A 24,176-nucleotide genomic window follows, 5' to 3' on the forward strand; every position below is an offset into this window, starting at 1 on the left:
ACTTGGCGGTCGGCTTCCGGCTTTTCGCGGCGAACGCGTAAACTGCGACCTCTGTCACGGACTGGTATGTTCGGTGAGCGGTCAGGGGAGTGGATTCGTGGAAAGGGACGCCATGGTGAAGGGGCAACCCGGCCGGGACAGGCGTGATGACGGGGACGGCATTACGTACGCCGAGCTGGTGGAAGCGCTCGAGGCCGGGGTAGCGGCGCAGTTGTTGCCGTTGCTTACCAGCTGTATCGAGGCGGAGAAGGCTGCGCTGCTCCGGCAGATGCGCGCTGAGGCGCCGCCGCACGACGGCGCAGAAGACATTGCCAACCTGAACATCATCGCCGGCCAGATCATCGCCTACGAGCGGCGCTGGAAGATCCACTTCCATCGTGCCTTCGCGAGATGGCCGGACCCGCCCCGGGTGGAGGTGCACGACGCATTCAGTCTGGTGTCGGATGATGAGCTGCAGGCGCAGCTGATCGGGCAGCCGGCGATCGAGGCCCTGGAGCGGCGCCACGCCGATGTTCTCGACACCCTCGACAGGAGGCTGTGGTCGCTGGCGGCTGAAATGGGGGGCAAGGTGCGCCCCGCCAACCCGCTTTCGCCGCAGCATCTGGTTGACAGTTTTCTCTACACTTTTACCCCGGCCGATTGCGGTCCGCGCCTGCGCGCTGCGCTGTTGCGCCACTTTGAACGCTTGGCAGGCGAAAGCCTGGTGGGGGTCTACGGCTGGTGCAATCGCCAGCTGGCCGATGCGGGATGCGCGCTGGCCGGGGTCAGCGATTACGCCACCCTCGCCGCCACCATGGTCAGCGCGCGCAGGGGCGATGCGGCGCGGGGCTGGGGCGAGGACAACGCGCTCGTCCCGGCTGACGCAGGCCGGCGTGGAGAGCCCGCCGCGACTTCGCACAACCGCAGCGACGCAGTGCGGGGCAACGTCCTGCGGCACCGCGTCCGCTCCCGGCGGGAAGCGCGCGGCGGGCGTGTGCCGGGCGTGCGCAGTCTGCGGCCGGAGGAGTTCCTGGCGGTGCTTTCCCTGTTGCAGGGCGAGCCGGTGCCGCCTGTGGACTCGCGCACCGGGTACGGAGGGCTGATGCGCAACGGCCTGGACCGCGTGGCCGGCAGCCTGGGAATTGACAGTGCCAGCGCACGGCCGTCGGTCGAGCAGGAGGACGCGCTGGACCTGATCGGGATGCTGTTCGATCAGTTGGCCGCGCACCATCAGCTGTCATCCGGCGGGCGCGAGTGGCTGACCCGGTTGTCGCTGCCTTACCTGCGCCTGGCACTGGCTGAACCGGGATTGTTCGAGCATGCCCCGCAGCCGGCTGCGACGCGACTGCTTTCGCTGCTGGTGGAGCTGTGGGACGGCAATCGCCGTATAGGCCCGCATGACGCCGGGCTGCACGACCTGGCCGACGAAGCGGCGCGGGAAGTGGTCGACGGATATCACGGAGATGACGCCGCGTTCGCACGGGCGTTGGCACGACTTGAAAGCGCATTGGAGCCCTTGCGCCGACGGGCTGCGGTCAGCGAACGCAGGGCCTGGCAGGCGATCGAGGGCGGGGAGCGGTTGGAGGCGGCGCGCCGTGAGGCCGACCGTGAGCTGGCGTCACGCCTGCACGAACGGCCATTGTTGCCAGCCGTGACGGTGTTCCTGGAAGAGTACTGGCGCCAGTCGCTGGTGCAGGCCTGGCTGCGTGCCGGGCCGGAATCGGAGCGCTATGCCGCCGCGCGGGAGCTGGGTGATGCGCTCGTGCGACTGGATGCGGACGCAGCAAAGGTGCAGGGCGCGCAGGTGGCCGCACGCCTGATCGATCTGCAGCCACGGCTGCACGACTGCTATGCCGCGTTGGGCCTGGAGCCCACAGGGGTCGGATCGCAGGTGGCCACGCTGGTAGGGGAACTCGCCAACCCGGATGCGCCACGCCGGGTGCACGGCTTCAAGCCGCTTGCGCAGACGGCCGGGACGGATGGCCCCGCCGCGGTGGCTGACGGGCTGGAAGGGCTGGATCCGGGCCGGATCCTGGTGCAGATGGAGGCGGGCGAGCCGGTTCGTACACTCCGAATTGCCTGGTGCAGCCCACTTAGCGGTGACAGCCTGCTGGTGGGAGCGCAGGGCACCCGCGAACTGCTGCTGTCACCGGAGGAGCTGGCCGGCATGCTCGCCGATGGACGGCTGTTGCCGCGTCCTGTCGAAGGAGCGGTGGAGGCTGCGCTGCGCCGCATCGAGAGGACTCTGGGCTGCCCGGCGGCGGAATGATTCGCGCTAGGATGTCCGATCAGGGAAACGGAGGCGAATGATGACGCTGACCATTGGTGTCGCGCGTGAAACCGCACAGGGGGAGCGACGCGTCGCACTCACCCCGGAAACCTGCCGCAAGCTCGCCACCACGGGTGCGCGGCTGCTGGTGGAGCGGGGCGCCGGTGCAGGCGCCCACTTTCCCGACCAGGCATACGCCGATGCGGGGGCCACCCTGGTGGATTCAACCCGGGATGCGGTGACTGATGCCGACCTGGTGCTGTGCGTGCAGCCCCCTGCGGCGGAGGCGATCGCGGGCCTGAAGCAGGAAGCGGTGCTGGTAGGCATCCTGCAGCCGCAGGCCGATCCAGCGCGTGGCGAGGCGCTGGTCGCGCGTGGAATCCTTGCTTTCCCGCTGGAGCGCCTGCCGCGTACAACGCGGGCCCAGGCCATGGATGTGCTCAGCTCGCAGGCCGGCATGGCCGGCTACAAGGCGGTGCTGGCCGCTGCCTGGCTGGCGCCCCGGTTCTTCCCGATGCTGACCACCGCCGCCGGCACCATCCGGCCGTCGAAGGTGCTGGTGATCGGCGCCGGCGTGGCTGGGCTGCAGGCCATCGCTACCGCCCGCCGGCTGGGGGCACAGGTGGAAGGCTTCGACGTGCGGCCGGAAACCCGCGAGCAGATCGAATCACTTGGCGGGCGATTCCTCGACCTGGGCGTAAGCGCCGCGGGCGAAGGCGGCTACGCGCGCCAGCTCACCGAGGAGGAGGGCGCGGAGCAGCAGCGGCGCCTGGGCGAGCACCTGAAGAACATCGACGTGATCGTGAGCACGGCGGCGGTGCCGGGACGGCCAGCGCCGAAGATCATCACCGCGCAGATGGTCCAGGGCATGAAGCCGGGCACGGTGGTCATGGACCTGGCCGCCGAGTCCGGTGGCAACTGCGAACTGACCCGCCCGGGTGAAACGTTCGTCCAGGACGGGGTGACGATTTCCGGCCCGCTGAACCTCGCCAGCGAAGGCGCACAGCACGCCAGCGAAATGTACGCGCGCAACGTTTTCAATTTCGTCCAGCTGCTGATCGCGGACGGCGCGCTTGCGTTCGACTGGGAAGACGAGCTGCTGGCGAAGACGGTCTGGCCGGAGCGCGAGAAGGCTGCCGCGGACGGGTGAGGCCGCGCTCCGGAGCGATGCCGCCCGGACCTGCCGGATCGGGCGTCAGCGCTCCACCGGATTCTGTTGCAGCCAGTCGCGGCGTTCAGCGGGCGTCATTTCCTTCCAGCGTTCACGCAAGGCTTCGCGCTCGCTGGCGGGAAGGCTGCGCATCCGCTGGTACAGCGCGCGTGCTTCTTCGCGACTTTCCGGACTCATGTCACGCCAGCGCTTCATGCCGTGGTGGGCGCGCTGGCGCTCTTCGGGCGACATCTGCTGCCAGCGCTCGGCATGACGGAGCATGCGCGCGCGCTGCCCGGGGGCGTCGTTCCAGCGGTCGCGCACGGTGGCGATGAGTGCTTCGCGCTGCTGGCTGGTCAGCTGGTCCCATTCGGGAAGGTCCTGCGGGGCCTGCGCCAGCGCGGGTCCGGCCAGGCCGGACAGCCCCAGGGCGAGCGCCACGGCAAGTGTGGGGATTCGCATGTGCTTACTCCATCGCGACCGGCTGGGCATCGGAGGCCAGCCAGACAAACAGGTCGGGATCCTCTGCGAACGTGCTCAGGGGATCGTCGTAGGGGTCGAAGGCGGGTGCCGGGACGGACGCGGCGGAATCGGCCATGGTTTCAACCGGGAACGGCTGGGGATCAAGGGCATCCGGGGACACCAGCACGTACATGCCTGCCGCGAATATGAACACCGCCGAGCAGGCGGTTGCCAGTCCCCAGCCAGCGGGCCGGGCCAGCCAGGTGGGACGGGTGGGTGCCGGTTCCGGCCGCGGGCGCAGTCGGGCCAGGGTCTGTGCCGGTACGTGGGCCACGGCCCTGGCGTGGAGCGCCCGGGCAACGTGGTCAACATGCTGCGGATTGTGGGTGTCGCCGGTCATTGGAACTCCTCCAGTTTTTTTTGCAGTGCGCCGCGCGCGCGCGACAGGTGCGTTTTTACCGAGCCCTCGCTGCAGCCCATCACCCGCGCGGTGGTGGCCACGTCCAGCTCCTCCAGCACGCGCAGGGTGAAGGCTTCGCGCTGCCGGCGCGGCAGTTCGCGCAGGGCCTCGACCAGTCGTGCCCAGGCCTCGCGGCTGTCGTGGGCCCGGGAGGGATCCGGAGCATCGTCGGCCCATTCCGGGCCCTCCATTTCCCGGTCTTCGGAGCTGGTCATCCAGCCGAGGCGGAACGTGCGCCGGCGCTGGATGTCGATGATCCGGCTGCGCAGGATGGTCCAGAATAGGGTCGGCCACTCCGCGGATGGACGTTCGCGATAACCCAGCATCCGGGTCATGGCGTCCTGCACCGCGTCCAGGGCGTCATCGCGGCTGCGCAGGCCGATCTCGGCAAAGCGGAAAGCGCGGGCACGTACGCCGGCAAAGAACGCATCCAGGGTTTCTTCCTGTGCCCGGACAGGCGCGCGCGGATCGGTGCTGGGGGCTGGTTTGCTCACCAGGCCCAGCTTACCGCTCGGGCGCAGGGTCGGCTGCGCCGCGGCCACGCTGGTGTCGTCATATTGCCTGGCAAGATTGCCGTCCATCCGGTTGACCGTGCACCTTGGTTATCGGGGTCTGCCACTGACAACGCGTGGATGCGGCTGCGGTTGACCGGCCGGCATGACGTTCGTGTGTGGTTATGATGCGGTTCAACTCAGGTTTCCGGCAGGGAGTAGGGCATGGGCGATGGATTTGTGGCGCTGTACATCTTCATGCTGGCGGCAATCGCCGGTCATGTGATCATTTCCCGGGTGCCGGTGATCCTGCATACGCCGCTGATGTCGGGCTCCAATTTCATCCATGGGGCTGTGTTGATCGGCGCGATGGTGGTGCTGGGGCACGCGGATACGACGGTGGAGAAAATCATCGGTTTCGTGGCGGTGGTGATGGGTGCCGGCAACGCTGCCGGCGGCTATGTGGTCACCGAGCGGATGCTGGAGATGTTCAAGACCGGCAACAAGCCCGGTGCCGGCGCCAAGGGGGGCGGGTCATGAGCTGGACCGGGCCGGAAGTGCTGTCGCTGGTGGTCAGGATCAGCTACCTGGCGGCCGCCACGCTGTTCCTGCTGGGCCTGCAGCGGATGGCCTCCCCGCGCACCGCCCGCAGCGGTATCCAGTGGGCCGGGCTGGGCATGCTGATCGCAACCGTGGCCACGTTCCTGCTGCCCGGGCTGGAAAACATCGCCCTGATCCTGGTGGCGATCGCGGTAGGCGGTGCGCTGGCCTGGTATTCGGGCAAAAAGGTGGCAATCACCGACATGCCGCAGATGGTGGCCATGTACAACGGACTGGGCGGCGGCTCTGCGGCAGCCATCGGTGCGGTGGAATTGCTGCGCTGGTCCGATGCCGGGACCACGCCGGGCGTGGTGGTGCCGCTGCTGGCGGTGACCGGTGCGCTGATCGGCGCCGTGGCGCTGTCCGGCTCGTTGATCGCCTGGGCCAAGCTGGATGGGCGCATGGACAAGCGCTACGCCTTCCCCGGCATGCAGGTCTTCAATGCCGGCGTGTTCGTCGCCGCGATCGTGCTGGGCGGGCTGGCGATGTGGACCCTGGGCGTGCCGTGGATCATCGCCTTCTTCCTGGTGGCGCTGGCGCTGGGCGTGCTGATGACCCTGCCGATCGGCGGCGCCGACATGCCGGTGGTGATCTCGCTCTACAACGCGCTCACCGGCCTGGCGGTGGCGTTCGAGGGCTACGTGCTGGGCAACGAGGCGCTGATCATCGCCGGCATGATGGTGGGTGCGGCGGGCATCCTGCTGACCCGGCTCATGGCCAAGGCCATGAACCGCTCGATCAAGAGCGTGCTGTTCTCCAACTTCGGCGGTGGCGGCGGCGAGCAGCGGGAGATCGCCGGCAGCCAGAAGCCGATCGAGGCCGGTGACGTGGCGGCGATGATGGCCTATGCGGAGCGCGTGGTGATCGTGCCCGGCTACGGCATGGCCGTGGCCCAGGCCCAGCACAAGATCTGGGAGCTGAGCCAGCGCCTGATCGAGCGCGGGGTAAAGGTGAAATTCGCCATCCACCCGGTGGCCGGGCGCATGCCGGGGCACATGAACGTGCTGCTGGCCGAGGCCGGGGTGCCGTACGACCTGATCGTGGATATGGACGACATCAATCCCGAATTCAGGAATACCGACGTGAGCCTGGTGATTGGCGCCAATGACGTGGTCAACCCGGTGGCCAAAACTGACCCGGCCAGCCCGATCTACGGCATGCCGATCCTGGACGTGGTTGATTCAAAGAACACCATCGTCATCAAGCGCGGCAAGGGCACCGGCTTTGCCGGGATCGAGAATGCGCTGTTCTACGCCGACAACACCCGCATGCTCTACGGCGATGGCGCGGACATGGCCAGCGCCCTGGTCAGCGAACTGAAGGCGCTCGATGGCGGGCACTGACCGCCCGCCGCGCCATTGTCGCCGCTTACCGCGAAAGCACGGCGGCGATCACCAAGCCCGCGGCCAGCCAGGCCATATCGGCTGCGCCGTGGGTCGTCTGGGTCAGCACCCAGGCATGCTGGGGCCCCAGTTTGAGCGCGGCTTCCCAGGGCGTGAGCCCCAGCATCCGTCCCAGCAGCCCGGCCACGACCACCCAGACAGAGAGCACAATGCACACGCTGGTGGCCAGCACGCCCCACAGGGCGCGCGACAGGCCGGGGCGGACCCGCGCCAGGCGCAGCAGCAGGGCGGCATCCAGGGCGGCGACCACCGCCATCCAGCTGACCGTGGCGCCGGTGGCCATCGACACGAGCACCCACAGGGCCGCGCAGCCGGCGATGCCCAGCAGCAACAGCAGCAGGGTGAACCAGGGTGGGGTCGCGGCGGGCCTGGAGGTCATGGGCGCATGGGGTCCGGGGGCGCGACAGCATACAGCCCCGGGGCAGCGGCGATACAATGCAGCTTGTGAGTGCGCAGCACTGCCCCCATTGATCAGCCTATGTATTCCCGAACCAGTGAACCCGTACGCCTCGAGCGTGACTGCCCCGCCGTCCTGGTGCCCCAGGGCGATTCCGTCATCCTGCCCGCCGGCAGCGTTGGCTATATCACCCAGGCCCTGGGTGGCAGCTACACCGTGTTTGTCGAAGGCAACCTGTTCCGCATCGCCGGTAGCGACGCGGAGGCGATCGGCAAGGAGGTCCCTCCGCCGATCGAACTGCCCGAAGGTGCCGGCGAGACCGAGGTGGAAAAGCTGGTGTGGCAGCAGCTGCGCACCTGTTTCGATCCGGAAATTCCGATCAACATCGTCGACCTGGGCCTGGTGTACGAGGCGACAGTTGAGCCGGCCGAGGATGGCAAGCGTTCGGTCGGGATCAAGATGACCCTGACCGCGCCGGGCTGCGGAATGGGCGACGTCATCGTGGACGATGTGCGTCACCGGCTGGAAATGATCCCCACCGTGGCCGAGGCCGATGTGGAACTGGTGTTCGACCCGCCGTGGAATGCCAGCATGATGTCCGAGGCCGCGCGCCTGCAGACCGGCATGTTCTGATCCGGTGGTTTGCGGTCGTAAGCGTTGCGTGCCTGCTGCTGGCAGCGGCTTGTGTGGGCATGGCAACGCGGGAGGGTGGCGTGCAGGCAACGCAGGGGCTGGACGGCGAAGGGCCGTGGCAGCAATTCATCATCAAGTACCGGCCGGACAGCGCACCGGGGCGGGATCCGCACGCGGCTCAGGCCAGGCTGGAGAATCCGGATTACCCTGCCGGCGCTGGTGCCGGCGCAGACGCCAACCACTCACTCCCGCGTTTGGAGTGGAAGCGGCGGCTGGGAGTCGGTGCGGACCTGTTCGTGGCCGACCGGCCGCTGGATCGTGACGAGGCGCGACGCCTGTTTGATGCCTTGGCCGCGGATCCCGAAGTGCAGTACGTGGAAGCCGAGACGATGATGCACGCGCTGCCGGTACAGCCGCAGCGCCCGCGCTGAGGGCGATTCAGCCCGCGGCTTCGAAGCGGTTTGCATCCACGTTCTTGCGCACGCCGCGTGGATTCCAGACGCGGCCGTTCATGGCGATGTAGACGCCCGGCGAGAGCGACTGCACGGCGCCCACTGCGGTGCCGATATTGAATTCGGCGTCCGAGCCGCGGAAGCGGGCCGGGTTGAGCGCGCCGGTGAGCACGATGGTCTTGTCGGCCAGGCTTTCCAGCGTCTGCGCTGTTTCCACCATCGAGTCGGTGCCATGGGTGATCAGCACGTGCCGGCACGCCTGGGCGGCGATGGTGGCGCGGATCAACTCGCGGTCGGCATCGTCGATGTGCAGCGAGTCCTTGCGCAGGATCGGGATCACCCGGAAGCGGAACGCGACGCCCAGTTCCTGCAGGATCTGCCCGATCTGGGGTTCACCCACCTGAAAGTCGGACTTGTCGTCGAAATACACCTTGTCGATGGTGCCGCCGGTGGTGACGATCAGCAGTTCTTCCATAGGGCGTTCGGGCAATCAGGCAGCGGAAAGAGCGTGCATTCTATCCGCCCGGCGACAATGCCGGAGCATTGGCCAGTGGGTCAGCCGGACCGTTTCCTCTGGCGGGCGGCCAGGCCCGGCCAGCTGGCCAGCAGGATGATCGCCACTGCCAGCAGGATTTCGATGATTGCCAGCAAGCGGTACCCCGGCGTGCTCCAGGCTTCCATCACCCCGTGGCTGAACCACAGCAGCCCAGCCACGCCGGACCAGAACGTCGCCAGACGGCTTCCAGCGAGCACGCCGACGCCCAGCAACAGCGGCGGGCCGATGAAGACCACCAGCGCCGTGGCCATGTGGCCGCGACCCAGATACCACAGGGCGAACAGGCCGGCCAGGGCAATCAGCGTGGCGGCGTGGACGATGCGCAGCGTACGGGGGGTCATGACGCCACCTTGGCCGCAAGCTTTGCCACGCGCCGTCCCAGGGCCCGGGCGAGGGTGGCTTCATCATCACTGGGGCGCGCATCGTCACCCGTGCCAGCCACGTGGCTGGCCCCATACGGCGTGCCGCCGCTGCGCGTGGTGCTGAGCGCCGGCTCGGTGAACGGGATGCCCACGATCACGCAGCCATGGTGCAGCAGCGGGATCATCATCGACAGCAGGGTGGACTCCTGCCCGCCGTGCATGGTGGAGGACGAGGTGAACACCGCAGCGGGCTTGTCCACCAGGGTGCCGCTGGCCCACTGCGCGCCGAGCCCATCGATGCAGTGCTTGAGGGGGGCGGCCATGTTGCCGAAACGGGTGGGACTGCCAAGCAGCAGGCCGTGGCACTCATCGAAATCCGCGGCTTCCACGAAGGGTGCGCCTTCGGCGGGCACGGGCGGCTCGGCGGTGATGGTGACGGCTGCCACCGGCGGAACCGTGCGCAACCGTGCGCGACAGCCGTCCACTTCCTCGACCCCGCGCGCGATCTGTCGCGCCAGCCGCGCCACCGCGCCGTTGCGGCTGTAGTAGAGCACCAGAATTTCGGTCATCTTCCCACCCTTTGAAAGCGGCAAGGATAGATCATCCCCGCCCGGCCGCCGGTACGCCGCCACCGGATGTCGCGCTGTCTTCGGGTAATCTCGCTGCGATGGGAGCATCGACGTACCACTGGAAGGACCGCCTGGCTGACCGCGCACGCGCGCGTTCCTTCGTGCGTTTCCTGGGGCGGCGGTTCTTCGACGACCGGCTGCTTGAAGCCGCCGGCGCGCTGTCGTTCACCACGGTATTGGCCCTGGTGCCGCTGTCGATCGTCATCTTCGGCGTGCTGTCGGCGTTTCCGGTGTTCGAGCAGTGGAGCGCGGTGCTGCAGGACTTCATCTTCACCAACTTCGTTCCCAGCGCAGCGCAGGCGGTGGAATCCTACCTGCTGCAGTTCTCGGCCAATACCGGCCAGCTCACCGCGGTCGGCGTCATCACCCTGGTAGTGACGGTATTGATCACCCTGCAGGGCGTGGAAACCAGCTTCAACCGGATCTGGCGGGTGAAGGCGGCACGCCCGCAGATCTCCCGCTTCCTGGTGTACTGGACGGTGCTGACCTTGGGCGCGCTGGTGGCCAGCGCGTCGATCGCGGTGGTGACCAGCGTGTTCGCTTTGGACATCTTCCGCACCGTGTCGGGCGCGTGGCTGCAGCGCAATCTGGTGGGGCTGGCGCCGTTCGTCATCGAGCTGCTGGCGTTTGCCACCATCTACCGGGTGGTGCCGCACCGCACGGTCAAATGGCGCCATGCCTTCGCCGGCGCGCTGCTGGCCGCGCTGCTGCTGGAGGTCCTCAAGCGCCTGATGGCGTTTTATCTGGGCAGTTTCGATGCCTACGAGCGCATCTACGGCCAGGTGGCGTTCTTCCCGATCCTGCTGCTGTGGATCTACATGGCGTGGGTGTCGGTGCTGCTGGGCGCTTCGTTTGCCGCCTCGGTTTCGGCATTCCGCTACCAGCCGGCGGCCATGCGCCTGCCGGAAGGCTATGAAATGTACGGACTGTTGCGTCTGCTGGGCCGCTTTGCCCAAGCGCGGCGCGACGGGAAGGGATTGCACAGCGACGAGTTGCAGGCGCTGGAACCGTGCCTGACCGACAGCCTGGTGCAGCAGATGCTGGGGCAGCTGACGGAGATCGGCCTGGTCATGCGCGCCGAAACCGGTGAATGGCTGTTGGCGCGGGATCTGGATGACCTGACCCTGGCCGAACTTTACGAAGCCTGCCAGCTGCGCGTGCCAATCTCCGAGGCACGCCTGCCATGCCGCGACGATGCGCTGGGCGCAGCCGCAGCAGCCGCAGTGGACGAGCTTCGCCTGCCCCTGCGCGAGCACCTCAGGCGCAGGGTCGGCAGCCTGTATGACTTTCCCAGGGAGGACACATGAAGAAGCGCTACCTGCTGGCCCTGATCCTGGCCTGCGCGGTGTTGGCCGCCTGCCAGCGTGAAGACTCATCGCCGGCTGAGCCGGTCGCCGCACCGGAGTCGCCGGCGGCGACGGTTTCAGAGGAACCGGGCGAAAGCCGGGCACCCACCGTGCCTACGCTGCAGTTGCAGACCCTTGACGGAGCGCAGTACGACCTGGCCGACCATCGGGGCAAGTGGGTGGTGGTGAATTTCTGGGCCACCTGGTGCGCGCCGTGCCGCGAGGAAATGCCCGAGCTCTCGGCGCTGGCCAGCATGCGCGAGCACATCGAGGTGGTGGGGCTGGCCTATGAGGACATCGAGGAGGATGCGCTGCGCGGCTTTCTCGAGCAGTATCCGGTGACCTATCCGATCGCGATCATCGACGTCTACGATCCGCCGTCGGACTTCGACACGCCGCGGGGACTGCCCATGACCTACCTGATCGCCCCCGATGGCAGCGTGGCCAGGCAGTTCCTGGGGCCGATCAGCGCACGTGACATCGAGGCCGCGATCGCCGAAGCGGGTGGACCGGCGCTGGCAGGAGAGGCCTCGGAGCCGGTGGGGTAAAACCGGCCCCCGAACCTTCCGCTACGCGGTTGCCGGCTCTTCTTCGAACGCCGGGTAGTCGGTGTAGCCCGCCGCCCCGCCGCCGTAGAAGCTGCCCTCGTCGGCATCGGCCAGAGGCCAGCCGTTGCGCAGGCGATCGACCAGGTCCGGGTTGGAGATGAACGGACGGCCGAAGGCGACCATGTCACCGAACCCGTCGTGCAGGTCGGCCTCGGCACCAGCCCGGTCGTAGTTGCCGGCGATGATGAAGGTGCCCCCGCAGGCGGCGCGGAACTCCTTCAGGAATTCGCGTCCGGCATTGGCCAGCACGCTGCCGCGGTTGCTCAGGTGCACGTAGGCCAGCTTGCGCTGCTCAAGCTCGCGGGCCAGCGCCATCCAGGTGTCCGACTCGCCGTCGAAGGCGGGCATGTCGAAGATCCGGTTGAACGGAGACACCCGCACGCCGGTCCTGTGGGCGCCGATGGCCGCGGAGACGGCATCGACGGTCTCCAGCAGCAGGCGCAGGCGGTTGTCGATATCAGGGCCGCCATAACGGTCGTCGCGCGTGTTGAGGCCGCCATTGATGAACTGTTCGAACAGGTAGCCGTTGGCACCGTGGATCTCGATGCCGTCGAATCCGGCCTCGATCGCGTTGCGTGCCGCGGCCACGAAATCGGCGACGATGCCGGGGATTTCATCGGTTCGCAGCGCCCGCGGCGTGCTCACCGGCATTTGCCCCGGGGTGCCGTCTTCGCGGTAACCGAAAGCGTTCACATCCTTCGCCGCCACCGCGACCGGCGCCACCGGCGCGCGCTCGTAGGGCTGCACCGAACAGTGCGCCACACGGCCCACGTGCCAGAGCTGGGCGAAGATGGCGCCGCCGCGCTCGTGCACGGCGGCGGTCACGGCCTTCCAGCCCTGCACCTGCGCGGTGGTGTGCATTCCGGGCGTGAACAGATACCCACGGGCCTGCTCGGACACCTGGGCGCCCTCGGTAATGATCAGGCCGGCGCTCGCGCGCTGGCCGTAGTAGGTGGCGGTCAGAGCATCGGGCACCGTGCTCGGCACGCGCGAACGGGTCATCGGCGCCATCACGATGCGGTTTCGCAGCGGCAGCCCGTGCAGGTCGAAGCTCTTGAACAGTGTGGACATTGGGTGGAATCCCGGAAATTGGTAACAGATGGGCCCAATTTACGGGGTCTGGCCCGGCTTGTGGCGCTGACTGATGGAACGCAAGGTCCCGCCGCGCCTGATTCCCGCGCGTGAACTCAAGGGTCCTGTGCATCGCGCAGGCGCGCGGCGCGCTCCGCCTGCGCGGCATCCAGCGGCGGTGGTCGGGCAGTTGCAGGCTGCACCTGATGCTTCCATCCCGGAAGTCTGGTCACCGCTTCGGCGGCCTTCAGCAGGCCGTAGTTGATGCCCAGCAGGATGTAACCCCCGCTGAGGGACACATCCTCCACGCTGGGTGGCTCGTTCCAGTGGCGCTGGAACGTGTTGGCGTCCGGATCAAACAGGGGCCGGAATGCGAACGGATCAACCCACTCCGGGCGCTTGCCGACCACGCGGACGGTGTCGAAGTTGGTGACCGCGGCGGACGGGTCTTCCGGCTCAGTCTGAGTGGCACCGGCGATGCCGTCACCGTGGGATCCGTCCTCTTCCTGCGCCTGGGCACGTTGGCCGGACAGGGAAAGCAGCAGCAGGCAGGCCAGCGCCAGTCGGCACCACAGGTGCCGCTGCGTTGCACTGTCCCGGGCGGCTGCCAGCCTGATGGCCTATTCCTTCAGGCGGGGCCGGAGCGTGGACAGGTTGCAGGGTCCGGTGCGTGCATCCAGCTGTTCGCGGATGATCTTTTCCCAGCCGGTGCGGCAGGCGGAAGTGGAGCCCGGCAGGCAGAACAGGAAGGTGCCGTTGGCCACGCCCGCGAACGCGCGCGACTGCAGGGCGGAGGTGCCGATCTCTTCGTACGAAAGCGCGCGGAACAGCTCGCCGAAGCCCGGCATTTCCTTGTCCAGCAGCGGCAGCAGGGCCTCCGGGGTGGAATCGCGCCCGGTAAAGCCGGTCCCGCCGGTCACGATGATGCCGTCCACCGCTTCATCGACAATCCACTGCGACACTTTGGCCCGCAGCAGGTAGCGGTTGTCGGGCAGCAGGGCACGGTCGGCCAGGCGGTGGCTTTCCGCCAGCAGGGCCTGGACCAGCCAGTCGCCGGAAGTATCGGTTTCAGGGGTGCGGCTGTCGGAAACGGTCAGCACGCAGATGGAAAGGGGAGTGGATTGATCGTTTGCGTTCATCCGGTGAGCGTAGCGGCTCCAGCGCCGCCGCGCCACGCGGCCGCTCAGTTGCCGGACGAGGCCATCTGCGCCAGCTCTTCGGCCTGGTGCTCGCTGGCGAGCCGGTCGATCAGCCCGTCCAGGCCGCCTTCCAGCACATTGGGCAGGTCGTAGACGGTCAGGCCTTCCACCCGGTGATCGGTGATCCGGCCCTGCGGGTAGTTGTAGGTGCGGATGCGCTGGCTGCGGTCGCCGCTGCCGACCTGCAGCTTGCGGGTGTGGGCGGTGGCGGCGGCGCGGCGGGTGGCCTCCGCCTCGGCCAGCATCGCCTTCAGCCGTTTCATGGCCTTGTCGCGGTTGGCGTGCTGGGAGCGCTCGGTCTGCGATTCCACCACCACTCCGCTGGGCAAGTGGGTGATGCGGATGGCCGAGTCGGTCTTGTTCACGTGCTGGCCGCCGGCGCCGGAGGAACGGAAGGTGTCCACCCGCAGGTCGGCAGGGTTGAGTTCAACCGGTTCGGTCTCGTCTTCCACCGGGATGATGGCCACGGTGGCGGCCGAGGTGTGGATCCGGCCCTGGGATTCGGTTTCCGGCACGCGCTGCACGCGGTGGGTACCGGACTCGAACTTGAGCCTTGCATAGGCGCCTTTGCCTTCGATGCGGGCAATCACCTCGCGGAATCCGCCGTGCTCGCCCTGGTTGGCTGATTCGACTTCCAGCCGCCAGCCACGGTTTTCGGCATAGCGGCCATACATGCGCAGCAGGTCGCCAGCGAAGATGGCGGCTTCGTCGCCGCCGGTGCCGGCGCGGATTTCCAGGTACAGATCGCCGTCGTCGCGCGCGTCGCGCGGCACCAGCAGTCCCAGCAGCACGCGGTTCAGCTCCTCCAGCCGGGCGCTTGCGCTGGCAATTTCCTCCTCGGCGAGCTCGCCCAGCTCGGGATCGCGACGCATTGTCTCGGCTTCGGCCAGGTCGGCGCGCGCACGCACTTCATCGGCCAGCGCGACCGCCAGCGGCTCCAGCTGCGAAAATTCCCGGGAGTAGGCGCGGAACCGGGTCTGGTCGCCGGCCACATCGGGATCGGCAAGCATGCGTTCAAGTTCATCGCGACGCTCGGCCAGCGCCTCCAGCTTATGGCGCAGGGTCGGAAGCATCGCGTGTGCGTTCGGAAGTGAGGATTCGATCGAGGGCGTGGGCCAGTTCGGTGTTGCCGCTGCGGGCGGTTTCGCGCACCGCGGCGGTGGGCGCATGGAGCAGGCGGTTGGTCAGGGTGTGGGCGAGGCGTTCGATCACCTGCTCCGGATCCTGGCCAGCGGCCAGTTGGCGACGGGCCCGTTCCAGGACGTCCTCGCGCGCGCTTTCCCCGTGTGCCCGCAGCCGGCGCAGCGGGCCGGTCATGTGGCTGACGGCCAGCGTTTCGGAAAAACGCGCCACCTGCAGCTCCACGATGGCTTCGGCGGCTTCCGCCGCTTCACGCCGGTTGCGGCGGTTGTCCTCCACGGAACGTTCCAGGTCATCCACGGTGTAGAGGTAGGCGTCCTTCAGATTGGCCACTTCGGGCGCGATGTCGCGCGGTACCGCCAGGTCCAGCAGCAGCATCGGCCGGTGCCGGCGGGCCTTCAGCGCCGCTTCCACCTGGTCGTGGCGCAGCACCGGCTCGCGGCTGGCAGTGGCGGAAAACACCACGTCAGCCTGGGCCAGGTGGCGGTCGATTTCGGCCAGCGGCAGGGCCACGCCGCCGTGGCGGGAGGCCAGGTCCTGGGCGTGGGCGAGGGTGCGGTTGGCCACCATCAGCCGCTTCACCTTGGCCTGGGACAGGTGCCGGGCCGCAAGTTCGATGGTCTCGCCGGCGCCCACCAGCAGCACGCTCGATTCATCCAGCCGGGCGAAGGACTCTTCCGCCAGCCGCACCGCGACCGAAGCCACCGATACCGGGCTGTTGCCGATCCGGGTCTCGGTGCGCGCCCGCTTGGCAGTCACGAAAGCCTGCTGGAACAGGCGGTCGAGCTGGCTGCCGAGGGACCTGGCGCCGCGTGCGATGGTCCAGGCTTCCTTCACCTGGCCCAGGATCTGCGGCTCGCCCAGCACCAGTGAATCCAGCCCGGTGGCCACCCGGAACAGGTGCCGCACCGCGTCGTTCCCCTGATGGTGGTACAGGTAGGCGCGCAGATCGCCGGCGCCGCCGGGCACGCTGCCCAGCCAGTCGACCAGGGATTCGCCCCCGTCTTCAGCCACCGCATACAGCTCGGTGCGGTTGCAGGTGGAGAGCAGGGCGGCTTCCCGCACCGAGGGCAGAGCGCGCATCTGGGCCAGCGCAATGGACAGCGCATCGCCGGAGAATGCCACCCGTTCGCGCAGGGCGATGGGGGCGCTCCGGTGATTGATGCCCAGGGCGATGATGCTCATGTTGCTGGTGTCTGGTCCGTTCAGTGGCTTGCTATAAGCTTGCTTCCGATTCCCCTATTTTACGGCCCGCCCGCCCGCAATGCCTGTTCCATATGCCAAACACCGCCTTCCAGTCCGTGGCCGGGGGCTGATCGGTCCTGTTTTGCGCAGCTGGTTGCTGGCTGCGGCCCTGGTGTTGCCAGTCGCTGCGAGTGCACAGGAGCCGGCTCCCGCTGAGGTTGGCGATGCCGTCGGTGCCACCATGGCGGCCGAGTTCTCGCTGCGTGCGGGGAAGCTGAACGAAGCCGTGCGCTGGTTCCTCCAGGCATCCGACGCCGCAGGGGGCGACGCCGCCCTGGTGGAGAGGGCGGTGCAGGTGGCACTGGTGGAGAACGACGACGTCCTGCTGGGCGAGGCGCTGCAGCAGTGGCGGGCGCTGGCGCCGGAAAGCCTGTCCATGCGCTCGGCCCAGGCCAGCTGGTTGCTGCGTACCGGACGTGACCGGCGCGCGCGCCGGGAGCTGGAGCGCCTGCTGCGCGATCCTGACCCACGCGCCTGGGGCTACGCGGTGGGCGCCTTGGGCACGGGCACCCGCGACCAGCAGGCTTCGGCGCGGATCCTGGGGCGGCTGTTGGATGCCGACGCCGTGCCCGACGATTTTCGCGCCTGGCTGGGGTTTGGCGGGCTGGCCCAGCGCTTTGGCGACGAAAAGCTGTCCAGTCGCATCGTCACAGAAGTGGTGCGGCGTTTCCCGGACGAGCCGCGCGTGGCCCTGCTGCGTGCAGCCCAGGCCAGGGAGGGAGGCGATGAAGAGGCCGCGCGGGAGGCGCTGGAGCGGATCGAAGCCCAGGCGCTGCAGTCGCCCGAGCTGCGGCTGGCGATCGCCGCCCAGTATGAGCAGCTTGAGGAACTGGAGTCCGCCGCGCGGGTGATGGCCATGGGGCCGCAGGACGAGCGCAGCTACGCCATGCGCGCCTCCCTGCTGGTGCGCGCCGAAGACAGCGAGCGCCTGGAAGAGCTGTACGACGAGCTGGCCGCGCGCGCCGACGCCCCGCATCCGGGCTGGCGCCTGCTGCTCGGTCAGCTGGCCGAATACATGGAGCGTCCAGGCCAGGCGCTGGAGTGGTACCGCAGCGTTCCCGGCGGAGTGCAGAGGGATATCGCCAGGCTGCGCGCAGCCAAGGCCCTGTTCGACCTCGATCGCCGCGAGGACGCCTTTGCCGAACTACGCGCGCTGCAGGCCGACGCCTCCATCGACGAAGACCTGCACCGGGACTCCTACCTCATGGAGGCCGAGCTGCGGCGCGAGGCCGGCGACGCGCCGGGTGAGCTGGATGTCTACGCCCGCGGCCTGGCCATCTGGCCGGACGAGGGCGCGCTGCTCTACGCACGCGCGCTGATGTGGGAGCGGCGCGACGACATCGACCGGGCGGAAGCCGACCTGCGCCGGCTGCTGGTGGCCGAGCCGGAGAACGTACACGCACTCAACGCGCTGGGATACACCCTGGCCGACCGCACCGAGCGCTACGAGGAGGCGCTGGCCCTGATTGATCGCGCACGCCTGGCGGAGCCGGGCAACGCCCATATCATCGACAGCTACGGCTGGGTCCTGTACCAGCTGGGCCGGCACGAAGAGGCGCTGGTGGAGCTGCGCCGGGCCTGGTCGATGCTGCGCGAAGCCGAGGTGGCCGCGCACGTGGGCCAGGTGCTGTGGGTGCTCGGGCGGCACGACGAGGCGCGGGAATTCTTCGAAAAGGCGCATGAGCTTGACCCTGAAAATCGGGCCCTGCTGAGATCGCTGGAATTGACGGGAGTGGAGCTGTGATTGCAGCGGGTCGGTTGCTGGCTCTGCTTGCTGCGCTCGCGCTCGCCGGCTGCGTGAGCCAGCCCGTACGCGCGCCGGATTCAGCGCTGCTGTCCGGGCCTGCGCTGGCCGCCGCCGAGGCTCGGGTGTCCGCCCGTGAGGCGCTGCTGACTGCTGCCGGCCCGGTGGCCTTCAGCGGCCGGGTGGCGCTTTCCAATGGCAGCGACGGCGGCAGTGGGCGGCTGGAGTGGTGGCAGGCGGAGCGGGAATACCGGGTCATGCTCAGGGCGCCGGTTACACGCCAGGGCTGGAGCCTGTCCGCCGGCCCTGGCGGTGCCCGCATCGATGGCCTGGACGGCGGGCCGCTGCAGGGGCCGGATCCGATGGAGCTGCTGTACGAGGCAACTGGCATGGAGGTTCCCATTGCTGCGCTAGCGGCGTGGGCTGCCGGAACCCGCGCTGATCAGGCCACATTCGGGGCCGCGCAGCTGGAGTTTTCCGCCGAAGGACGGCTGGTGCGGATTCGCCAGGGCGGCTGGACGATTGATTATGTGCGCTGGCAGCCGCCGGAGGGGCCGGGCGCAGAGGCAACGGCATTGCCGGCCCGGATCGACGCCGAGCGCGGCCAGGCCCGGGTGCGCCTGATGGTTGACGAGTGGTCGCTGGGCGCGCCTGCGCCCGGCGGAAGCTGAGCATGGGCGGGCCTGACGGGGACGGCTGGAGCCGCTGGCCGGCGCCGGCCAAGCTGAATCTCTTCCTGCGCATCACCGGCAGGCGTGGGGACGGCTACCACTGCCTGCAGACCGCGTTCCGGCTGCTCGACTGGGGCGATACGGTGTTTCTGCGTCCGCGTCCGGACGGTCTTGTCCGGATGCACGGCCCCGGGCTGGCCGGCGTTCCGGATGATTCCAACCTGCTGCTGCGTGCAGCGCGGATGCTGCAGCAGGCCAGCGGCACCGGGCAGGGCGCCGATATCGCCGTGGACAAGCGCATTCCCATGGGCGGCGGCTTTGGCGGGGGGTCGTCCAACGCCGCCACCGTGCTGATGGTGCTGAACCGGCTGTGGAACACCCGCATGGATACGCCCGGGCTGGCGGCTTTGGGCCTGCAACTGGGCGCGGATGTGCCGGTATTCGTGCGCGGCCACAGTGCCTGGGCCGAGGGGGTGGGCGAGCGGCTGACGCCGCTGGAGCTGCCGCCAGCCTGGTATCTGCTGGTGGATCCAGGGGTGCGGGTGGGAACCGCGGAGCTGTTCCAGACTCCAGAATTGACGCGCAATGCCCAGCCCGCGACAATAGCGGACTTTGTTTCGGGAGCTCCGCTCGGCAATGCGTTCGAGCCGGTGCTGCGCCGCCGCGAACCGGTCATCGATTCCGTGTTCGCCGAGCTGGCGCGCGTCGGCTCACCGCGCTTGACCGGGACGGGCAGCGGCTGTTTCGTCGAATTCGCAACCTGCGAGGCCGCCGAAGCGGCGCGCGCCGCGCTGCCAGCCGGCCTCAGGGCCTGGGTGGCGGAAGGCATGGCGCGGTCCACGCTGTATCAGGCACTTGAAAATACGGTTCCACAGGGGCGTCGCCAAGAGGTCCAAGGCACCGGGTTTTGATCCCGGCATCCGCAGGTTCGAATCCTGCCGCCCCTGCCATTCCGGCACCTTCCGTCACGGCAATCACCAATGCGCACACATCACATGAAAGAAGATCGCAACATCCTGATCTTCTCCGGCAACGCCAACCGGCCGCTGACCCAGGCCGTGTGTCGCCAGCTGGGCGCGCGCCAGGGCAAGGCGCTGGTGTCGAAGTTCTCCGACGGCGAAGTGCAGGTCGAGATCGAGGAGAACGTGCGCCGGCAGGAAGTGTTCGTGCTGCAGTCCACCTGCGCGCCTGCCGCCGAGCACCTGGTTGAACTGCTGGTGCTGGTGGACGCGCTGACCCGCGCCTCGGCCGCCAGCGTGACGGCGGTGATCCCGTACTTCGGATATGCCCGCCAGGACCGCCGCTTGCGTTCGTCGCGAGTGCCGATCACGGCCAAGGTGGCGGCCAAGATGATCGGTGCGGTCGGCACCGCCCGGGTGCTGACCATCGACCTGCATGCCGACCAGATCCAGGGGTTTTTTGATATCCCGGTGGACAACGTCTATGCCTCGCCGCTGCTGCTGGCCGACATCTGGCGCGCGCACGGCACCGACAACATGGTGGTGGTCAGCCCGGATGTTGGCGGCGTGGTGCGGGCCAGGGCGATCGCCAAGCGCCTGGACGACGCCGACCTGGCAATCATCGACAAGCGCCGTCCGCGCGCCAACGTGGCCACGGTGATGAACATCATCGGCGACGTGCGCGGCAAGACCTGCGTGCTGGTGGACGACATCATCGACACCGCCGGCACCCTGTGTGCCGCGGCCGCGGCGCTGAAGGAAAACGGCGCCAGGAAAGTCGTGGCCTACTGCACCCATCCGGTGCTGTCCGGGGCCGCGATCAGCAACATCAACAACTCCCAGCTCGACGAGCTGGTGGTCACCGATACCATCCCGCTGTCGGAGGCCGCCGAGGCCTGCGATCGCATCCGCCAGCTCAGCGTCGCCGAGCTGCTGGGCGAAACCATCCGCAGGATCGCGTTCGGCGAGTCGGTCAGCTCGCTCTACGTGGACTGAACCAATCCAGGCTCTTCTGGTCGCGGAAGAGTCATCCAGGCTGCCGTGAGGCGGCTCATCAACCAAGGTAGTAAGAAAACATGCCCATTTCACAGGTAATCAAGGTCCAGCGCCGCGAGGACGAAGGGAAGGGTGCGAGCCGCCGCCTTCGCCACAGCGGCCAGGTGCCTGCAATTGTCTACGGTGGCGATCTGCCGCCGGTCAATATCCAGCTCAGCCACAACGATGTGCTGTTGGCCAGCGAGCACGAGTGGTTCTACTCGTCGATCCTGGACCTGAGCCTCAACGATGACGTGCAGCCGGTGCTGCTGCGTGACATGCAGCGCCATCCGTACAAGCAGCAGATCCTGCACCTGGACTTCCAGCGCGTGACCGCCGGCGAGACGCTGCGCACCTCGGTGCCGCTGAACTTCATCAACGAGGAAGTCTCCCCGGCCGGCAAGCTGGCCGACGTGCTGGTCAGCCACGAACTCAGGGAGGTCACGGTCGAGTGCCTGCCGAAGAACCTGCCTGGTTCGATCGAGGTGGACCTGTCGGCGCTGGTGCTGGGCGACACCCTCTACCTGTCGGACATCAAGCTGCCCGAGGGCGTCGAGATTCCGCAGCTGGCCTTGGGCAAGGATCACGACGATGCGATCGTGACCGCGCGTCCGGCCCGCGTCGAAGTCGAGGAAGAGCCGGCAGAAGGCGAGGAGCCGTCCGCCGACGTGCCGGCAGCCAAGGTTTCCGACGAAGCCGACAAGAAGGACGAGTAAGCGCACTGCCTGCCGCGTCCCCATCGGGCGCGGCAGGTCTGCGTTTTTACGATGGCAGGACTGCGTCTTATCGTCGGGCTGGGCAATCCCGGCCCGGAATATGCACGGACCCGGCACAACGCCGGGTTCCGCTTTCTGGATACGCTCGCCGAGCGTGCCGGTGAGCGCTTCCGGCTGGACGCCAAGCTGTTCGGTGAGACCGCGCAGGTCCAGTTGGGCGGTGAGCCGGTACGGCTGCTGAGGCCGGCGACCTTCATGAACCTGTCCGGTAAATCAGTGCTTGCCGCGCTGCAGTTCTGGAAAATTGATCCGGAGCAGGCGCTATTGGCGCACGATGAGCTGGACCTTCCTGTGGGCACTGCACGGCTCAAGTTCGATGGCGGCCACGGCGGCCAGAACGGGCTGCGCGACACCATGCGCCTGCTCGGTCACGGCCGGTTCCACCGGCTGCGCATCGGCATCGGTCATCCGGGACACAAGGACATGGTCACCCCCTGGGTGCTCGGGCGTCCCTCGGCCGAGGACGACATTCTGATTGCGCGGGCGATCGACAGCGCCCTGGATGCGCTGCCACTGGCCGCGCAGGGCAACTTCATGGACGCCATGACCCGGCTCCATACACGCACGGACTAGAACTCACATGGGCATCAAATGCGGCATCGTCGGCCTGCCGAACGTCGGCAAGTCGACCCTGTTCAATGCGCTGACCAAGGCGGGGATCGCCGCGGCCAACTTCCCGTTCTGCACCATCGAACCCAACGTGGGCGTGGTGCCGGTGCCGGACCCGCGCCTGCAGCAGCTGGCGGAGATCATCAATCCGCAGAAGGTGCTGCCAACGGTGATCGAGTTCGTCGATATCGCCGGCCTGGTGGCCGGTGCCTCCAGCGGCGAGGGCCTGGGCAACAAGTTCCTGGCCCATATCCGCGAGGTCGATGCGATCGCCCACGTGGTGCGCTGCTTCGAGCACGGGGACATTGTTCACGTGGCGGGCAAGGTGGATCCGATCTCGGACATCGAGACCATCGACACCGAGCTGGCCCTGGCCGACCTGGAGTCGGTGGAAAAGGCGCGCCAGCGCGCCGAGCGGGCGGCCAAGGGCGGCGACAAGGACGCCATCGCGCGCATGCCGGTGCTCGATCAGCTCTACAAGGCGCTGTCGGACGGCACCCCGGCGCGGGCGATCGGTCTGGACGAAGACGAACGCGAACTGGTCCGCGACCTGTTCCTGCTGACCCTCAAGCCGGTCATGTACGTGCTGAACGTGCTCGAGGACGGATTCATCGACAATCCCCACGTGGACGCCGTGCGTGCCCGGGCCGAGGCCGAGGGCGCCGAAGTGGTACCGGTGTCGGCGGTGATCGAGGAAGAGCTGGCCCAGCTGGACGAAGCCGACCGGGGTGAGTTCCTGGCCGACCTGGGGCTGGAGGAGCCGGGCCTGAACCGTGTCATCCGCGCCGCCTATCAGCTGCTGGGCCTGCAGACCTATTTCACCGCCGGCGTGAAGGAGGTTCGCGCGTGGACGGTCAAGGGTGGCGCCACTGCGCCGCAGGCCGCCGGAGTGATCCATACGGACTTCGAAAAAGGCTTCATCCGCGCTGAAACCATCGCTTTCGACGACTTCATCCGCTATCGCGGCGAGGCCGGGGCCCGCGAGGCCGGGCGGCTGCGGCTGGAAGGCAAGGAATACCGGGTGAAGGAAGGGGACGTGCTGCACTTCCGGTTCAACGTCTGAGCCCGGACCTGTTGCATTCAGTGGCCTGAACAGGCATGGTGCCTCCCCCCGGAGGCTTCCGCAGCGTGCTGAAACAAGGTTTTTCGGGGAAATGAATTTCATGCGTTGACAACGGCCCGCTTTATGGTGAAAATTACGGGCTGTTTCACCGGCTACGAGAAATGTCGACCGGAGGGATACCCAAGCGGCCAACGGGGGCAGACTGTAAATCTGCTGGCTTACGCCTTCGGTGGTTCGAATCCACCTCCCTCCACCACGATGCATCACGCGGCGCGGGAGTAGTTCAACGGTAGAACCTCAGCCTTCCAAGCTGATGGTGCGGGTTCGATTCCCGTCTCCCGCTCCATTGATCTACCCGCGGTTGCAGGATTCTCAGGCAGGCAAGACAACCAGGTTCAATACGCTCACGTAGCTCAGTCGGTAGAGCACCTCCTTGGTAAGGAGGAGGTCGATGGTTCGATTCCATTCGTGAGCACCACATCACAAGCACCCCCGGTAGGGGGTGCGCGCGGTTCCCCACATCCATTCCAGTTCCGACGAGATACGCAACCATGGCAAAGGACAAGTTCGAGCGCACCAAGCCCCACGTGAACGTGGGCACGATCGGTCACGTTGACCACGGCAAGACGACGCTGACGGCGGCGCTGACGAAGGTGGGCGCGGAGCGTTTCGGCGGTGATTTCAGCGCGTACGACGCGATTGACCGCGCTCCGGAAGAAAAGGCCCGTGGCATCACGATCTCGACCTCGCACGTGGAGTACGAGTCGGAGACCCGTCACTACGCCCACGTGGACTGCCCGGGTCACGCGGACTATGTGAAGAACATGATCACCGGTGCTGCCCAGATGGACGGCGCGATCCTGGTGT

Annotated in this window: 28 protein-coding genes and 4 tRNA genes; 20 read left to right on the forward strand and 12 right to left on the reverse strand. The window is 67.8% G+C overall.

Going from position 1 to position 24,176, the window contains the following annotated elements:
* Positions 1 to 112: 112 nt before the first annotated feature.
* Both ACW7G3_RS08815 and ACW7G3_RS08820 read left to right on the forward strand, forming a co-directional pair.
* Positions 113 to 2,248, forward strand: a complete 2,136-nt coding sequence (locus ACW7G3_RS08815; RefSeq protein WP_456982351.1) for a DUF1631 family protein — start codon at positions 113 to 115, stop codon at positions 2,246 to 2,248.
* A 40-nt stretch (positions 2,249 to 2,288) separates the two neighbouring features.
* Positions 2,289 to 3,398 carry an NAD(P) transhydrogenase subunit alpha gene (locus tag ACW7G3_RS08820; protein WP_456973391.1) on the forward strand — a complete coding sequence of 370 codons (1,110 nt, stop codon included), beginning with the start codon at positions 2,289 to 2,291 and terminating at the stop codon, positions 3,396 to 3,398.
* 45 nt (positions 3,399 to 3,443) lie between these two features.
* Here ACW7G3_RS08820 and ACW7G3_RS08825 read toward each other — a convergent pair whose 3' ends face one another.
* From ACW7G3_RS08825 to ACW7G3_RS08835, 3 genes are read right to left on the reverse strand one after another with little or no spacing between them, the layout of a single operon-like run.
* Positions 3,444 to 3,860 (reverse strand): DUF3106 domain-containing protein, encoded by a 417-nt coding sequence (locus ACW7G3_RS08825; RefSeq protein WP_456982352.1) that lies wholly within the window; start codon positions 3,858 to 3,860, stop codon positions 3,444 to 3,446.
* 4 nt (positions 3,861 to 3,864) lie between these two features.
* Positions 3,865 to 4,260 carry a hypothetical protein gene (locus tag ACW7G3_RS08830; protein ID WP_456982353.1) on the reverse strand — a complete coding sequence of 132 codons (396 nt, stop codon included), beginning with the start codon at positions 4,258 to 4,260 and terminating at the stop codon, positions 3,865 to 3,867.
* Positions 4,257 to 4,901 (reverse strand): RNA polymerase sigma factor, encoded by a 645-nt coding sequence (locus ACW7G3_RS08835; protein WP_456982355.1) that lies wholly within the window; start codon positions 4,899 to 4,901, stop codon positions 4,257 to 4,259. The genes ACW7G3_RS08830 and ACW7G3_RS08835 overlap by 4 nt, the downstream gene beginning before the upstream one ends.
* A gap of 135 nt (positions 4,902 to 5,036) precedes the next feature.
* Between ACW7G3_RS08835 and ACW7G3_RS08840 the strand changes: the two genes are divergently transcribed.
* Positions 5,037 to 5,351, forward strand: a complete 315-nt coding sequence (locus ACW7G3_RS08840; protein WP_456973383.1) for an NAD(P) transhydrogenase subunit alpha — start codon at positions 5,037 to 5,039, stop codon at positions 5,349 to 5,351.
* A complete protein-coding gene (locus tag ACW7G3_RS08845) occupies positions 5,348 to 6,754 on the forward strand; it encodes an NAD(P)(+) transhydrogenase (Re/Si-specific) subunit beta (RefSeq protein WP_456982357.1) in 1,407 nt (468 codons plus the stop codon). Before ACW7G3_RS08840 ends, ACW7G3_RS08845 begins: the two co-directional genes overlap by 4 nt.
* 25 nt (positions 6,755 to 6,779) lie before the next feature.
* On the opposite strand, the gene ACW7G3_RS08850 is transcribed toward ACW7G3_RS08845, so the two are convergent.
* Positions 6,780 to 7,193, reverse strand: a complete 414-nt coding sequence (locus tag ACW7G3_RS08850) for a hypothetical protein (RefSeq protein ID WP_456982358.1) — start codon at positions 7,191 to 7,193, stop codon at positions 6,780 to 6,782.
* 99 nt (positions 7,194 to 7,292) lie between these two features.
* On the opposite strand from ACW7G3_RS08850, the gene sufT reads away from it, so the two are divergent.
* Positions 7,293 to 7,844: a putative Fe-S cluster assembly protein SufT gene (gene sufT / locus ACW7G3_RS08855; protein ID WP_456973377.1), complete on the forward strand. Its 552-nt coding sequence runs from the start codon at positions 7,293 to 7,295 to the stop codon at positions 7,842 to 7,844.
* Positions 7,845 to 7,903: 59 nt separating this feature from the next.
* Positions 7,904 to 8,275, forward strand: coding sequence for a hypothetical protein (locus ACW7G3_RS08860; protein WP_456982359.1), 372 nt, complete (start codon positions 7,904 to 7,906; stop codon positions 8,273 to 8,275).
* 7 nt (positions 8,276 to 8,282) lie between these two features.
* On the opposite strand, the gene ACW7G3_RS08865 is transcribed toward ACW7G3_RS08860, so the two are convergent.
* The 3 genes from ACW7G3_RS08865 to wrbA form a co-directional block, all read right to left on the reverse strand.
* Complete coding sequence (locus ACW7G3_RS08865; protein ID WP_456982360.1) at positions 8,283 to 8,771, reverse strand: asparaginase domain-containing protein; 489 nt, start codon at positions 8,769 to 8,771, stop codon at positions 8,283 to 8,285.
* Positions 8,772 to 8,851: 80 nt separating this feature from the next.
* The gene (locus ACW7G3_RS08870) at positions 8,852 to 9,193 is read right to left on the reverse strand and encodes a DUF2069 domain-containing protein (protein ID WP_456982362.1); all 342 of its coding nucleotides are present in this window, start codon (positions 9,191 to 9,193) and stop codon (positions 8,852 to 8,854) included.
* Positions 9,190 to 9,783, reverse strand: coding sequence for an NAD(P)H:quinone oxidoreductase (wrbA, locus tag ACW7G3_RS08875; RefSeq protein WP_456982363.1), 594 nt, complete (start codon positions 9,781 to 9,783; stop codon positions 9,190 to 9,192). The genes ACW7G3_RS08870 and wrbA overlap by 4 nt, the downstream gene beginning before the upstream one ends.
* Before the next feature lie 98 nt (positions 9,784 to 9,881).
* Here wrbA and ACW7G3_RS08880 point away from each other — a divergent pair, with 98 nt between their 5' ends.
* Complete coding sequence (locus tag ACW7G3_RS08880) at positions 9,882 to 11,150, forward strand: YihY family inner membrane protein (protein ID WP_456973367.1); 1,269 nt, start codon at positions 9,882 to 9,884, stop codon at positions 11,148 to 11,150.
* Positions 11,147 to 11,737: a redoxin domain-containing protein gene (locus ACW7G3_RS08885; RefSeq protein WP_456982364.1), complete on the forward strand. Its 591-nt coding sequence runs from the start codon at positions 11,147 to 11,149 to the stop codon at positions 11,735 to 11,737. Before ACW7G3_RS08880 ends, ACW7G3_RS08885 begins: the two co-directional genes overlap by 4 nt.
* A gap of 21 nt (positions 11,738 to 11,758) precedes the next feature.
* Here the strand turns inward: ACW7G3_RS08885 and ACW7G3_RS08890 are convergent, their stop codons facing one another.
* The 5 genes from ACW7G3_RS08890 to hemA form a co-directional block, all read right to left on the reverse strand.
* Positions 11,759 to 12,868 carry an alkene reductase gene (locus ACW7G3_RS08890; RefSeq protein WP_456982366.1) on the reverse strand — a complete coding sequence of 370 codons (1,110 nt, stop codon included), beginning with the start codon at positions 12,866 to 12,868 and terminating at the stop codon, positions 11,759 to 11,761.
* A gap of 116 nt (positions 12,869 to 12,984) precedes the next feature.
* Positions 12,985 to 13,278 (reverse strand): hypothetical protein, encoded by a 294-nt coding sequence (locus tag ACW7G3_RS08895; RefSeq protein WP_456973361.1) that lies wholly within the window; start codon positions 13,276 to 13,278, stop codon positions 12,985 to 12,987.
* Between the two features lie 210 nt (positions 13,279 to 13,488).
* Positions 13,489 to 14,007 carry a molybdenum cofactor biosynthesis protein B gene (moaB, locus tag ACW7G3_RS08900; RefSeq protein WP_456982367.1) on the reverse strand — a complete coding sequence of 173 codons (519 nt, stop codon included), beginning with the start codon at positions 14,005 to 14,007 and terminating at the stop codon, positions 13,489 to 13,491.
* A gap of 44 nt (positions 14,008 to 14,051) precedes the next feature.
* A complete protein-coding gene (prfA, locus tag ACW7G3_RS08905; protein ID WP_456982368.1) occupies positions 14,052 to 15,140 on the reverse strand; it encodes a peptide chain release factor 1 in 1,089 nt (362 codons plus the stop codon).
* Entirely contained in the window at positions 15,118 to 16,392 is a 1,275-nt protein-coding gene (hemA, locus tag ACW7G3_RS08910; RefSeq protein ID WP_456982369.1) for a glutamyl-tRNA reductase, read from the reverse strand. Before hemA ends, prfA begins: the two co-directional genes overlap by 23 nt.
* A 79-nt stretch (positions 16,393 to 16,471) precedes the next feature.
* On the opposite strand from hemA, the gene ACW7G3_RS08915 reads away from it, so the two are divergent.
* The 12 genes from ACW7G3_RS08915 to ACW7G3_RS08970 all read left to right on the forward strand — a co-directional run.
* The gene (locus ACW7G3_RS08915) at positions 16,472 to 18,196 is read left to right on the forward strand and encodes a tetratricopeptide repeat protein (protein ID WP_456982371.1); all 1,725 of its coding nucleotides are present in this window, start codon (positions 16,472 to 16,474) and stop codon (positions 18,194 to 18,196) included.
* A 53-nt stretch (positions 18,197 to 18,249) separates the two neighbouring features.
* On the forward strand, positions 18,250 to 18,867 hold the full coding sequence (gene lolB, locus ACW7G3_RS08920; RefSeq protein ID WP_456982373.1) for a lipoprotein insertase outer membrane protein LolB: 618 nt from the start codon (positions 18,250 to 18,252) through the stop codon (positions 18,865 to 18,867).
* 2 nt (positions 18,868 to 18,869) lie between these two features.
* Positions 18,870 to 19,778, forward strand: a complete 909-nt coding sequence (gene ispE / locus ACW7G3_RS08925; protein WP_456982374.1) for a 4-(cytidine 5'-diphospho)-2-C-methyl-D-erythritol kinase — start codon at positions 18,870 to 18,872, stop codon at positions 19,776 to 19,778.
* Positions 19,741 to 19,817 (forward strand) — tRNA-Gln (locus ACW7G3_RS08930). Before ispE ends, ACW7G3_RS08930 begins: the two co-directional genes overlap by 38 nt.
* Positions 19,818 to 19,862: 45 nt before the next feature.
* Positions 19,863 to 20,822, forward strand: a complete 960-nt coding sequence (locus tag ACW7G3_RS08935; protein ID WP_456973345.1) for a ribose-phosphate diphosphokinase — start codon at positions 19,863 to 19,865, stop codon at positions 20,820 to 20,822.
* A gap of 80 nt (positions 20,823 to 20,902) precedes the next feature.
* On the forward strand, positions 20,903 to 21,577 hold the full coding sequence (locus tag ACW7G3_RS08940) for a 50S ribosomal protein L25/general stress protein Ctc (protein ID WP_456973343.1): 675 nt from the start codon (positions 20,903 to 20,905) through the stop codon (positions 21,575 to 21,577).
* Between the two features lie 51 nt (positions 21,578 to 21,628).
* The gene (pth, locus tag ACW7G3_RS08945; protein ID WP_456973341.1) at positions 21,629 to 22,210 is read left to right on the forward strand and encodes an aminoacyl-tRNA hydrolase; all 582 of its coding nucleotides are present in this window, start codon (positions 21,629 to 21,631) and stop codon (positions 22,208 to 22,210) included.
* Between the two features lie 7 nt (positions 22,211 to 22,217).
* Positions 22,218 to 23,309 carry a redox-regulated ATPase YchF gene (ychF, locus tag ACW7G3_RS08950; RefSeq protein ID WP_456973339.1) on the forward strand — a complete coding sequence of 364 codons (1,092 nt, stop codon included), beginning with the start codon at positions 22,218 to 22,220 and terminating at the stop codon, positions 23,307 to 23,309.
* 170 nt (positions 23,310 to 23,479) lie between these two features.
* Positions 23,480 to 23,565 (forward strand) — tRNA-Tyr (locus tag ACW7G3_RS08955).
* Positions 23,566 to 23,581: 16 nt separating this feature from the next.
* Positions 23,582 to 23,655: transfer RNA gene (locus ACW7G3_RS08960), tRNA-Gly, on the forward strand.
* 56 nt (positions 23,656 to 23,711) lie between these two features.
* Positions 23,712 to 23,787, forward strand: a tRNA-Thr gene (locus ACW7G3_RS08965).
* 73 nt (positions 23,788 to 23,860) lie between these two features.
* Positions 23,861 to 24,176: GTP-binding protein (locus tag ACW7G3_RS08970; RefSeq protein WP_456982375.1), on the forward strand; the 316-nt coding region annotated here is incomplete at its 3' end.

Source organism: Luteimonas sp. A478, assembly GCF_054052025.1.